9 protein-coding genes are annotated in these 13,663 nt (G+C 39.3%); 7 read left to right on the top strand and 2 right to left on the bottom strand.

Translation table 11 applies throughout. From position 1 onward, the window contains the following. Positions 1–84: 84 nt before the first annotated feature. Both GQR38_RS09755 and GQR38_RS09750 read left to right on the top strand, forming a co-directional pair. Positions 85–948, top strand: coding sequence for an ABC transporter ATP-binding protein (locus GQR38_RS09755; protein ID WP_024593255.1), 864 nt, complete (start codon positions 85–87; stop codon positions 946–948). Then, a complete protein-coding gene (locus tag GQR38_RS09750; RefSeq protein WP_165721708.1) occupies positions 942–4,097 on the top strand; it encodes a M1 family metallopeptidase in 3,156 nt (1,051 codons plus the stop codon). Before GQR38_RS09755 ends, GQR38_RS09750 begins: the two co-directional genes overlap by 7 nt. 72 nt (positions 4,098–4,169) lie before the next feature. Here GQR38_RS09750 and GQR38_RS09745 read toward each other — a convergent pair whose 3' ends face one another. Next, positions 4,170–4,685: an ankyrin repeat domain-containing protein gene (locus GQR38_RS09745; RefSeq protein WP_165721707.1), complete on the bottom strand. Its 516-nt coding sequence runs from the start codon at positions 4,683–4,685 to the stop codon at positions 4,170–4,172. Positions 4,686–4,784: 99 nt separating this feature from the next. Further along, complete coding sequence (locus tag GQR38_RS09740) at positions 4,785–6,311, bottom strand: catalase (protein ID WP_024593258.1); 1,527 nt, start codon at positions 6,309–6,311, stop codon at positions 4,785–4,787. Positions 6,312–6,738: 427 nt separating this feature from the next. Between GQR38_RS09740 and GQR38_RS09735 the strand changes: the two genes are divergently transcribed. The 5 genes from GQR38_RS09735 (at position 6,739) to GQR38_RS09715 (ending at position 13,588) form a co-directional block, all read left to right on the top strand. Continuing rightward, positions 6,739–7,413: an HAD family hydrolase gene (locus tag GQR38_RS09735; RefSeq protein ID WP_165721706.1), complete on the top strand. Its 675-nt coding sequence runs from the start codon at positions 6,739–6,741 to the stop codon at positions 7,411–7,413. A 210-nt stretch (positions 7,414–7,623) separates the two neighbouring features. Next, entirely contained in the window at positions 7,624–9,345 is a 1,722-nt protein-coding gene (locus tag GQR38_RS09730) for a membrane protein (protein WP_024591939.1), read from the top strand. Between the two features lie 60 nt (positions 9,346–9,405). Beyond that, positions 9,406–10,929, top strand: coding sequence for a mannitol dehydrogenase family protein (locus GQR38_RS09725; protein ID WP_165721705.1), 1,524 nt, complete (start codon positions 9,406–9,408; stop codon positions 10,927–10,929). Between the two features lie 2 nt (positions 10,930–10,931). Then, on the top strand, positions 10,932–11,849 hold the full coding sequence (locus GQR38_RS09720; protein ID WP_165721704.1) for a carbohydrate kinase: 918 nt from the start codon (positions 10,932–10,934) through the stop codon (positions 11,847–11,849). A gap of 269 nt (positions 11,850–12,118) precedes the next feature. After that, on the top strand, positions 12,119–13,588 hold the full coding sequence (locus GQR38_RS09715; RefSeq protein WP_165721703.1) for a carbon starvation protein A: 1,470 nt from the start codon (positions 12,119–12,121) through the stop codon (positions 13,586–13,588). Positions 13,589–13,663: the final 75 nt, after the last annotated feature.

Here is a 13,663-nt window from a genome sequence, read left to right as displayed (position 1 = left end):
TATTTCAATACGTTAACCATTATTTTCTCGCTTGTATTGACTTGCTTTCTTAAGCTGGTGCTATACCAATTAAGGATGAAACTAATGCTTACACTGAAAAATATCAACAAAAAATACGCAGATGGTACGCAGGCTTTGAATGATGTGACGATCACTCTACCCGCCGGTATGGTCGGTCTACTTGGCCCTAATGGAGCGGGTAAATCAACACTTATGCGCACACTCGCGTGTTTACAAAATGCCGACTCCGGACATATTAATTTTAATGGCCTTGATGTGATTAGCCAACCAGATGCGCTTAGATCGCAGCTAGGCTATTTACCACAATATTTTGGCGTGTACCCCAACATGAGTTGTCGGGCGTTACTTGAGCATATTGCCGTATTAAAAGGCATAGATGGTAATGCACGCAAAAACCAAATTAATAGTTTACTTGAGCTAACCAATTTGACTCAGTTTGCTAATAAAAAGGTCGTTAATTTTTCGGGAGGAATGAAGCAGCGTTTTGGTGTGGCTCAGGCTTTGTTAGGTAACCCAAAGCTAATTATTATGGATGAACCCACTGCTGGGCTCGATCCTGTGGAACGAGAAAGTTTAAATAATTTACTCGTTAGTATTAGTCAAAATAGGTTGGTATTGTTATCGACCCATATTGTTGAAGATGTAGAAAATTTATGTCACTACGTGGCCATTATAGATCAAGGAGCACTCATACAAAGCGGTGACGTAAAAGAGTTACTAGTTCCTTTAGAAGGTAAGATTTGGCAGCTCGAAAGTTTACCTACGGGCATACCAAATCAGCATGTATTAAGTAAGAGCCATCGCTATGGTAGAGCGTCATTTCGTGTCTATGCAGATACAGCGCCTGCACAAAATGCAATAAACTCGCCCGCTACGCTTCAAGACAAGTACTTTTTTGCACTCAATGAAGGAAGTCAAACATGTTAATTTTTAATGAGTGGCGATATGCAGTGCGCCAACCACTTGTTTGGTTGTGCATTATTGTTCCTTTAATATTTTCGGTTATGTTGTCCTCTGGGCTTGCAACAGTTGAAGTTGATTCGTTAAAACAATTTAAGTTAAATATTACAATGCTACAAATGATGCAGTTACCTGTGCTTGTAGGAGTATTGGCGCCCGTTATATTTTTACGAGATCAGCACGCGTCAATGCAGGAGCTTATTTATGCTACGCAAACTAGTTTATTTAAGCGCAGTTTAGCAAGAGTATGCTTACTGATTTGCTTGGTTTTTATTATCAGCTTAATTAGCGATTTAGTAATGATATACATGCATGTAAGGCAATTGGGCTATATACCAAATATGGTTTATTTTACTGTATATAATAGTTTTTTAGTATTGTTACCAAATAGCTGCTTTTTAGTTGTTATTGCCTTTTTTGTTTGCCATAAATCAGCTAATTCATTGCCCAATTATGTTGTTTTTACGGTGTTGTGGATAGGCTACATAATGCTTGCAAGTATTACCGGAAATCCAATGCTTGCTGGAAGTAGTATCATAAGCAATCGCTTTTATACATTATTTGTTTGGCTTGACCCTTTTGCATACACCGCCGTAATAAACAGTTTAACCAATTCATTAGGAGCTTCATTTGCTATTAATCGCGTTGTTGTGAGTATGCTTGCTGTTGGTATTTTTTATATTACTTTTAGTAAAAATAAAAAAAACACATTATTAAAGAGTCAAAAAGGTAAAAATAATAACGAATGCGTTCGTTACAACACGTTAGAACCCGCTGAATATAAAACAGCGAAAGTCACAAAAAAACCATTTTTGATGATGGCCAGTTTATACAAAATTACGCTGGTTAATTTGGTTTCACACCCTGTTACTTTACTGATTATTTTTGTTTGGCCGGTGATAGTTTTTAATAGTGTTGCCTCGTCGTCTGGTTATGTTGAACCAATGAGTGTTATGAGCACCACAAGCCTTGATGCGATCAGTTATTATGCATTTGATATGCAATTGTTGTTTGGCACTTTATTAATGGCTTTGTGGAGCTGGCAAGTAAGCTGTTTCGCTAAATACTATAATATAGCTGAGCTGATCGCTGCCACACCGCTCAAAACATATTACTTTTTAAACAGTCAGTTATTGGCCCTAGGTACTATGATATTGTTTTTTTTAACAATGAGCTTATTAGGGGCAAGTGCAGCTCAGTGGTTTTTACACAGTGCATATCAATTTGAAGTACATTTAACCATTTTATTTTTGATGGCAATTGTGCTTGCCATTATTGCGTGTGTATTTTTGTGTGTATTTAATTTGTGTCGTTCGCAGCTTATTGCGGGTTTGCTAATTGCTGTTATTTTACTGATTAAATTTACACCGATAATGACTTATCTTGGTCTTACGCATACATTGTGGAGTGTTGGTTGGACACCTTTGCAGGCACCTGATAACTTTTGGGATTATCGTGCAAGTATAAGTAGTTATTGGCCTTATATATCAGTTTGGTTAGTGGCGTGTATTAGTTTAGTTATAATTACGGGGATTTTTAATCACCGAGGTGCCGGGTTGAGCCAAAGAGTAATGGGGGTTAAACATTTTTGGTTACTTATTCCTTTACTTATCACTGTGGCACTATTTACTCAATTACATTTAAGACTGGTTGAGGAGAAGCCTTTAACCAACTCGCATAAACGCGAGGCATTTAAAGCACAATACGAAAAAGCATTCTCACAATGGCGCAATGTATCACAGCCAAGCATTATGCACATTGATGCTAATGTAGACTTTTATCCGCATCAGCAGCAAGCTCATTTTTCCTTAATATATACCTTAAAAAACACCCATCAAGCCCCTATTAAAGAGATATTGGTTGGGCGCTCTGGTTTTTATAAATGGGCCGATATTGAAATCGATGGCGCGCAAAGGGCTAAAAGCTTTCCCTTGCTTAATCAAGCTGTGTTTAAGTTTGAGAATGAAATGCAGCCAGGAGAAATACGTAAACTAGTTACACGGTTTGATGTTCATCAAGCTAAGCTTTGGCCAGTAAGAGGCCATCAGATAATAACCCCTGAATTTAGCTATATACGATCAGTGCCTTTATTACCGACTGTTGGCTATCAAGATAATTATGAATTAACCGATCCTATACTTCGTCAGCAACACGCACTTAAAGTGAAGTCGGTGATTAGACCCACGAAGCTATTTGCTAAAACGGCGAAAGCAAGTACTCATTACCAGTGGCTTACTATGTCGAGTAAAGTGAGTACAACAAGGGGTTATCAGGTTATAACCCAAGGAGAGGAAATATCACGTACCAGCAAAGATGACCGCGAAATATTTCATTTTGAGACTCGTACACCCATAAATGCAATCCCAGCTTGGGTGACGGTGCCTTATTCCCCTGTTACCAAACAGCAAAATGGCGTGATATTAAACGTGTTTGCTAAAGATAAAAACGAGCCAGCACGAGCGGAGTCTATAGCTGTAAACCTTAGCGCAATGGGCGATACAATAAAATGGCTTAATAATATAAGCCCTTATAGAGCAAAACAATTGAGTTTAATAGGCTCGCCTAGTGTTGGTGCTACAGGTTATGCATTGCCGCAACTTATACTTATTGAAGACAGTGTTGGTTTTAGATCAAAGCCAAGCGCTAATGCAGGCTTTGATCAACGCTATCGCCGTGCAGTTCATGAAACCGCGCATCAATGGTTTGGCCATGATATTGGTAATGGGGTATGTTCAGATAGCGCTTTTTTAGTGGAGTCTATGGCAAAGTATATTGAGCTTGTTGTTATAGAGCAGCGTTATGGGAAAGCGACAATGCAAGCGCTGGTTGAGTATGAAACAACACGCTATGAGCAAAGTATGCTGATGAACATAAAGGAGCGAACAGCCTTAGTTGATGCTACACAAAGCTTTGACCAATATTCGCGAGCAACCATTGTCTTTGCTAAGCTACGCGCTGCTATTGGGGATGAACCCATTATTAATGCGCTCAAGTTGGTTTGGAAAAATCATGGTTATCCAAACAGTCCCGCCAATTCTATGGATTTTATACGAGCATTAAAACATGAAGCTGGAAAAGAACAAGAAAGCTTAATAAACACACTGTTTTTAGAGTAAGTACGTTTAATTTGAACATATATTTAGTAAATCAAAAGCCCTATTATTTTAGGGCTTTTTGTTGCGTGCAGATTATTTTGCATTATTTACCTGCGCTAGTAACTCTATAACTTTTTGTTGACCAAATGTTTGTGCAAATTGCTCGGCTGTTTGACCGGCTTTGTTTTGATGCGCGTTGTCGCAATCAAGTGATACGAGTGTTTTAGCTATACTAAATTCACCTCTAAAAATAGCGGCCATTAGCGCTGTGTTGCCACGGTTATCTTCTAGACAGGCATTAGCGCCTAAGTGTAAAAGTGTGTTAACCGTGTTTTTATTACCATGGTAAGTAGCAATCATTAACGCGGTGTAGCCTTTATTGTTGTAGCTGTCGATAGGAATACCAGCATCTACAAATTGCTCTATTACAGCGGTGTCGTTTGTACGTGCTGCGGCAAAGTAATAAGCAAATAAGCTATCGTATTGAGTTTTTGCAGAATGTTGGCTTTCAACTTGCGAACTGGGTGTTTGTGTATCTGATGTATTTTGAGCGTAAACGCTACTGGTAAAGCTCAGAAATAGAGCGACTATAATTAATAAATTACGCATAACAATTGTCTCTTATAAAAGAGGAAGGGGTTTATTCCTTCCTCATGGTTGTGGTTTAAATAGCTATTTAGTTGGGACTAATTGCTTTTAACTAGTTGCTTATAAGTTAGCGGCTAGTTGTTTAACCATTTTAAGGTCGCCGTTTACAGCTTTAGTTAAGCGTGTACCGTACTCGCTATCAGCTTTGTAAAAGTGACTAAGCATTTTGTGTTTAACACTGCTGTTTTGCACTTTGCCTAAATCACCTGCTAGGTTATTAATTAGGTTTGTACGTTCTTGCTTGCTAAAACCACGGTATATAACACCTGCTTGCGCGAAGTTTTGCTGCTTTTTAATCGCGGCTTGTTGTACAAAGCCTTTAAGCTCTGTGTTACTTCTACGTGCAATTGGGTTTTCAGCTACGTTTTCTTGGCTTGGCTGGTAGTTCACATTGCTTGTCGTGTTACCAATATTCATTGCGCCGTCTTGGTTGTAGTTAACCACTTCAACTTTTGCACGGTTAATTGGCAATTGCTGGTGGTTAGCACCTAGGCGGTACATTTGTGTATCAGCGTAAGAAAACATACGACCTTGTAATAAACGGTCTTCTGAAGGCTCAATACCTGGAATAATGTTTGCCGGTGCCATTGCTACTTGTTCCGTAGATTGGAAGAAGTTAGTTGGCATACGGTTTAAGGTCATTGTTCCTACTTTAGTTTCTTTAATGTCTAACCACATTTTTGTTGCATCTAACGGGTTGTAATCAAAGTCATCAAGTTGCGATGGATCAAGCGTTTTAATGTACAGATCCCATTTAGGGAAATTGCCTCTGTTTATTTCAGTGTATAAATCTTGTGTTAAATGCTGAAAGTTTTGACTTTGTACTTTTGCCACTTCTTTTGCGTCAAGGTTATCAATACCTTGCTGGCTTACCCAATGAAACTTAACGTATTTAACATCACCCGATTTATTAATCATTTTGTATGCATGTACACCCCAACCGTCCATTTTACGAAGACTTGCTGGTGTACCGTAGTCGCTGTAAACCCACGTTAGCATTTGTGTAGAACCTGGTTCGTGTGAGAAAAAGTCAAATACGCGGTTAGGATCTTGAATGTTATCAACCGGAGATGGCTTTAAAGAGTGAACCATGTCTGGAAATTTAATCGCATCACGAATAAAGAACACAGGTAAGTTATTACCGACTAAATCCCAGTTACCTTGGTCTGTGTAAAACTTAGTTGCAAAGCCACGTGGGTCACGCAGTGTTTCTGGGCTACCTTTAGAGTGGATTACAGATGAAAAGCGAACAAATACGTCTGTTTCTTTACCTGCTTGTGCAAACGGTGCTGCAATTGTTAAATCGTCTAGCTCTTTTGATGCTACAAACACACCGTGTGCGCCAGTACCACGAGCATGCACAACACGCTCAGGAATACGCTCACGTGCAAAGCGTTGTAGCTTTTGAATTAGTTGCACGTCTTCTAGTAATACACTGCCACGTTCGCCCGCAGTAATTGAATTTTGGTTGTCGCCAACAGCTGCGCCGTTATCTTTAGTAAGTGTTGTCGCTGCGCTTGCCGGTAATGCCATTGCAAGTGCTAGTGCAGTTAGTGTTAATTTTGTTTTGTTTATTTGAGTATTCATTGTCGACCTCATCTATTTAAAAGTGCCGGCAGTGGTGCAGGCTGTTAATCTGTTAACGATAGTATTGATTTTATTAACTTCGGTAAAACTGATTAATTAGATTGATGTGATTTGTAAAACAGATGAAATAAATTAACAGGAGCACTTTTTACGTTAACGGAATTTTTTTACTACGACCTTGGTCGCAATATGCTTTTATAAAGTTGATTAAATACAAAGGTTTTTAGTTTTATCTGAGTGTATTTTCACCAAGCTGGTGCGTTTTATACTTACAGTGTGTTGACATATTCGTGCAATAAAGGGAATATGCTCAATCGGTGGGCTTATGCTCATTATTGAGTTGCACTAAAAAGCTGCACAATATTAATCGCGCTTAACTCGTTATACTTAAATTAGCTAAACCAAACAGTTTTAATAAGGTGACAAGATGAATACTAACATTGAGCTAGTGATATTTGATTGTGATGGCGTTGTTATTGATAGCGAAATTTTAAGCGCACAAGTACTCATTAATATGCTTGTTGAAAAAGGCGTTGGTATTGACCGTGCTTATGTACAGCAACACTTTTTAGGCTGCAACTTTAAAACAGTAAGCCAAAAAATAGCGGATGCATTTAATGTCACTCTTCCTGAAAGCTTTGAAGGTGACTACCGCGAGGCACTGTTAAACGAATTTGAAACAGGACTAACCACGACTGACGGTATAAAAGACGTACTTAACAATTTAGCTGTGCCTATTTGTATAGCTACTAGCAGCAGCCCAGCACGCACCGCAAAAGCGTTGAGCGTAGTGAGTTTAAGTAAGTACTTTAGCGATACGGTTTTTACCAGCAGCGAAGTTAAGCGTGGCAAACCAGCACCCGATTTATTTTTATATGCAGCTAAACAAATGGGTGTAAAGCCAGAGCATTGTTTAGTGATTGAAGACAGTAAAGCCGGCGTAAATGCAGGAATTGACGCTAACATGCAAGTACTGCATTACAGCGGTGGGCAACATATGCAAGGCTCTGTTAATCATGTACACAGTGCTTACCCAAATGTTGATCATTTAACGCATTGGCAAGATTTTTTTAGTGCATACCCTGCACTTAAAAAGCAGTAAACACGCAGCTTTTTAAATAAACAAAGTTTTAAACGCGATTTGCTCGCCTTACACACTGACAGGCAAGCAAACGAAAAATATAAATGTAGATGGTTTTGCTTTACTAAAAATAAAACAAAACATGGCAAAACATCATGCGTTTATAAGCCAAATTATAAAAGGCGAAGTATTTAGGTATTAAGTACTTTGCTGTTAACAATAGGAAATACCATGGCAACGAGTCCACACACACAAACATTTAAAGATGTAAACGAAGAGCAACTTCCTGTTGCTAATAATAAGCTTCATGGCTGGAAACATTTTGCAGGGCTATATGCTGGCGAACATGTTGCGGCTACTGAATTTGTTATTGGTGCAACGTTTGTTGCATTAGGCGCTTCAACCATCGACATTCTACTGGGTTTATTAATAGGTAACCTGCTAGCAATGTGTTCTTGGTGGCTGATTACTGCACCCATTGCAGTAGAAACCCGCTTAAGTTTATATAACTACTTAAACAAAATTGCTGGTAACTCAATGACCAAGCTCTATAACTGGGCTAACGTGGTTATTTTTAGTGTTATATCGGCCGCGATGATCACGGTATCCTCCACCGCCGTGCGGTTTTTGTTTGATATACCTGCGCAACTTGATTGGTATCCAAATAGCTTTTGGTTTGTAGCCATTGTTTTAGCTGTTGGCTCTATTGTTGTGTTTGTTGCGATGTATGGCTTTTCTACGGTTGCTGACTTTTCGAAACTGTGCGCGCCGTGGCTATTTGTTATATTTATTGCAGGTTCGTTCGCGTTATTCCCTGAGCTTTCAAATCACGTATTAGGTTCTACCTCTTTAACTAGCTTTAGCGACTTTATGACCATAGGCGACTCCTCCATATGGACGGGCACCAATGCCGATGGTGAAAAAGGCATTGGCCTATTAGAAGTGATTGGCTTTGCATGGGCTGCTAACTCAATTACTCATTTTGGTTTAATCGACATGGCTATTTTTAGATTTGCTAAACGCAAAAGCTATGGCTTGTTTTCTGGCGTGGGCATGTTTTTTGGTCATTACTTAGCGTGGATCTCTGCCGGTATTATGGGCGCAGGTGTTGCGGTATTACTTAAAACAACTATTTCATCACTTGATCCGGGCGATGTTGCATACCATGCATTAGGTTGGACTGGCTTTGTTATTGTAATTATTGCCGGTTGGACTACAGCTAACGCAAACCTTTACCGTGCAGGTCTTGCAGCACAATCTATATTTGTTAATCAATCACGTGAACGCACAACTGCTATTGTAGGTGTTGTAACCGTGATTATTGCGTGTTTCCCGTTTGTATTTTCACAAATGCTTCCGCTACTTACCTACGCAGGCTTATTAGTTGTGCCAGTAGGCGGCATTGTGTTTGCTGAACATGTGTTATTTCCTAAAATTGGCCTAACACGTTACTGGGCTAAATATAAAAACATTACCCGCAGCGTACCGGCTATAGCATCTTGGGCGTTAGCGCTTGTGTTTGGCTTTGGTTTAAATGCTATTGATGTAATGTCGTTTTACTACTTGTTTATTCCTACGTGGATTTTCACAATCGTTATTTATACGCTTTTAGCTAAAAAATACGGCGCCGGTGAAGATTACACACAAGAGATTGAAGCAGAAGAGCAAGAGCAACGTGATATTAAAGAATATCAAGCTGCTGAAGCTAAAGACATTCCAAAGCCAGTAATTGACAGCTCTGTATTTACCAAAGTACTTAATGCGGTTTCTACGGTTTCACTGGTTATTATTTTTATATTTGCCAGCCAAGTAATGTTTTTCAGTGAAACTATGAGTATGTACAGCGCTAATAAATCGCAGTTCGAAATAGCCTGTTTTATTTGTACTGTTATTTATTTTGTTACTGCGTACTGGTCGTTAAAACGCCATAAAGTACTCAATACAGCATCGTAATTACTTATCGTAATACAGTATCGTAATTTATATTTTATTTTTGTTTAGTAAGGTCGCACCATGACGCAACATCAACACACTGACGCTCTAGTTACAGGGCTAAACCAACAAAGCTTGGCTCAATTACCAAGCCATGTTGATACACCAACCTACGACCGTAGCGCAGTTAAAGCCGGTATTGTTCATATTGGCGTGGGCGGTTTTCATCGTGCTCATCAAGCGGTATATGTTAACGAGCTTTTAAAAACTCCAGGCTCTGAGCAATGGGGCATATGTGGTGTTGGCCTTTTAGAGGGTAACCGTGGTCTGCGTGATATTTTAAAGCAGCAAGATTACCTTTATACGCTTACTGTTAGACACCCAGACGGTAAAATAGATAACAAAGTAATTGGCTCAATGATCGACTTTTTGTTTGCTCCAGAGGACAAACAAGCGGTAATTAATAAGTTAGCGCACAGCGATACTAAAATTGTGTCGCTTACTATTACCGAAGGCGGCTACAACTTTAACCCTGCAACGGGCGAGTTTGATTACAGTAATCCAGATATTATTAACGACATTAATAACCCGAACGACCCAATTACAGCGTTTGGTTACATTACTGCTGCGTTAAAACTGCGTAAAGAGCAAGGCTTAGGCGCATTTACAGTGCAGTCGTGCGATAACATTCAGCACAACGGTAACGTAACACGCAAAATGCTTTTAGCCTTTGCTACAGAGCAAGACAAAGACCTAAGTGAGTGGATTGAGCAAAACGTATCGTTTCCAAATGCGATGGTTGACCGTATTACACCGGTATCTAAAAAGAGTGATATTGATTACGTGGTTGATGCATATGGTGTTAGCGACGAGTGGCCAATTACCTGTGAGTCGTTTACACAATGGGTAATAGAGGACACATTTAGTGACTCTCGCCCAAATTGGGACGTTGTTGGTGCACAGTTTGTTACTGATGTAACGCCTTATGAAACCATGAAAATACGCTTACTTAATGCAGGGCATTCTGTGCTTGGTTTATTAGGTTCAATCCATGGCTATGGCACTATTGATGAAACGGTATCGGATGAATTATTTGCCACATACCTGCGTGCTTTTATGGATAAAGAAGTAACGCCAAATCTTGAACCACTTGAAGGCATTGACCTTGAAAGCTACAAAGATACGTTAATAGAGCGTTTTGCTAATCCTAATATTAAAGACAGCCTAGCGCGTATCTGTAGTGAAAGCTCAGCTAAACTGCCTAAGTTTTTAATTGCCACAATTAACGAAAACCTAGTACAAGGTCGAGATGTATCACTGGCAACGCTTGTTATTGCAACTTGGTGTTTATACAGCGATAAGGGTTTAAGTGAAAACGGCGAAAAGCTTGAAATTCAAGATGCGATGCACAAAGAGCTTAATTCTTACGCGCAAGAGACTCAAACTAGCCCGTCTGCATTTTTAAAGTTAACGAGCTTGTTTGGTAAGCTTGAGCATAACGAAGCATTTACTGCTGAATATAAAAAGTCGATTGCTGCGTTGTATGCACCTAATAGTAAAATTAAAGCCATTATGCAGGCTGTACTTGATCAAAAGAGTAACTAATTATGAGCATTTTAATTAATCATAAATCAAGTGAAACCGTAAGTGTTAGCTGTTTTGGCGAAGTGCTGTGGGATTGTTTTGATTCAGGTAAACGCTTAGGTGGCGCGCCACTTAATATGTGTGTGCGTATCAACTCACTAGGCATTAAAGCCGATATGATCAGCGCTGTTGGCAACGACGAGTTAGGCGCTGAGCTACTAGGCGAAATTACTAGCAAAGGCGTAAGCTGCGAATACATTGCTATTAATAGTGACAAAAAAACCAGCACGGTTGAGGTAACACTCGACAGTGGCGGCTCAGCAAGTTATGAAATAGTGGCAGACACTGCGTGGGATAATATAGCGCTTACTGATGAGTTACTTAGTAAAGTTAAAAGTAGCGATGTATTTGTATTTGGCAGCCTAATTGGGCGAAGCGAAGCGTCACTGGCAACATTAAATCAACTAGTTGATGTAGCAAACTTTAAAGTATTTGACGTAAACCTACGTGCACCGCATTACAAGCTAGAAACACTTGTAGATTTAATGAATAAAGCAGACTTTATTAAATTAAACGATGAAGAGCTATACGAAATAGCAAAAGCGATGGGTTGTAAGTTTCATTCGCTTGAACAAAATTTAGCGTTTATAGCACAGCAAACAAATACCGATTACTTATGTGTAACCAAAGGTAGCCACGGTGCTTTATTAACAATCAAAGGCGAGAATTTTTATAATTCAGGTTATTTAATTAGCGTAATTGACACTGTTGGCGCAGGGGATTCGTTTTTAGGTTCGTTAATTTATCAGCTTTGTAGCAACGACGACGCGCAATATGCCGTTGACTTTGCATGTGCCGTTGGAGCAATGGTCGCCGAAAGTTCTGGCGCAACACCTACTTTAACGCATCAACAAATTAGTGAGTTTATGAACCCACTTTAAAAAACATTGTGTGTGAAAGCGGTTATAACGTAAAAGTTTAACCGCTTTTTTTGTGCCCAAAATAAGACGTGTGTAATAAATATTCAATGTGGAGCGTTAAGTGTGCAGGTTGCGTAAATAGTGGCTTATATCGATTATTGTATTAGCTAAACGTCTTATTGTTTGAGGGTTGAAGCTTTGTTATTGTTCGTCGATTATTCACGGATTGAAAAGGCGGGGCGACACACAATGCGCTCTATAACTAAAATACAAAAAGAGAAACGTGCTTTATGATCATCTTTTTTATCTGCCTCACTATTTTAATACTGGGCTATAAGTTTTACAGCCCATTTGTTGAAAAACAAGCCGGTTTGGATTCAACTGCTGACACACCACAAAAACGCTTTAGCGAAGGTGTTGATTACGTAGCTATTCACCCTGTACGAGCATTTTTAATTCAGTTTTTAAACATTGCTGGCGTAGGTCCAATATTTGGCCCAATTTTAGGTGCTTTATACGGACCAGTTGCACTAGTATGGATAGTACTTGGTAATGTTTTAGGTGGCGCTGTACACGACTTCTTCTCAGGTGTAATGAGTATAAAAGAAGACGGTAAAAGCCTACCAGAAATCGCAGGCCATTATTACAACGTCGTATTTAAAGGCTTTATGCTTGTATTTACTGCCATGCTACTGTTTTTTGTAGGTGTAGTATTTATTATGAGCCCTGCAGGTTTGCTAAGTAACCTTGATTTCTTTGAAGGTACAATACTGGCAAATAATACCTTTTGGGTACTCGCTATTTTAGCGTATTACTTTTTAGCTACCTTGCTACCAATTGATAAAATTATCACGAAGTTTTATCCAATTTTTGGTGCGCTAATGATTGTAATGACAGTGGCAATTGCTATTTCATTACTAATTAATGCGCCGCACTTACCGGTACCAAGTGACTTTTTAGCTTACTTTGAAGCTGACCACGCACATGACTTTTTAGAGCCAAATCCAGATGGATTACCAACATGGCCATTGTTATTTATAACAATTACCTGTGGTGCTATTAGTGGTTTTCACTCTACTCAAGCGCCAATTATTGCGCGCTGTTTAACTAACGAAAAATACGTACGTCCAGTTTACTACGGCGCTATGATGTGTGAAGGTATTGTAGGTTGTGTATGGGCACTTGCTGGTATTGCAGCGTTCCCAGATGGTTACGCGGGCTTAAAAGCATTGCTTGATCAAGGTGGTCCAGGTTTAGTTGTTAACCATGTAGCTAACAGTTACTTAGGTGTATTTGGCGGTATAATGGCAATTATTGCAGTAGCCGTTTTCCCAATTACTTCTGGTGATACAGCATTCCGCTCATTACGTTTAACAGTTGTTGATGCGTTTAATATTCCGCAAAGCTTACGTAACCGCTTATTGGTAGCGGTACCTATACTTGCTATTGCATACTTTATGACGAAACTCGATTTTTCATTAATTTGGCGCTACTTTGCATTTTCAAACATGCTGCTTTCTACAAGCGTATTATGGCTTGCCACTAAGTACTTGTTTGACCGTGGAGCATTCCACTGGATTGCGAGTGTTCCTGCTGTTATAGCAACAGCGGTAACGGTTTCTTATATTGGCACTGCAGCAATTGGTCTTAACTTATCAAGCGATTTAGGTAAACCTATTGGCGCTGTAGTGACAGTGATTGGCTTAATTGTTTTAGCAATTGTGCACTCTAAGCATAAAGTTAAACCAACAGCGGTTTAATAATAATCACATAAGTTATTTCAAGCATTAAAAAAGCGAGCTATTCATAATCAATAGCTCGCTTTTTTTTGTGTA

The organism is Pseudoalteromonas sp. c7(2019) (assembly GCF_011378625.1).
In the GTDB taxonomy this organism is placed as follows: domain Bacteria; phylum Pseudomonadota; class Gammaproteobacteria; order Enterobacterales; family Alteromonadaceae; genus Pseudoalteromonas; species Pseudoalteromonas arctica.
This window is presented reverse-complemented; position numbering and strand designations above follow the sequence as displayed.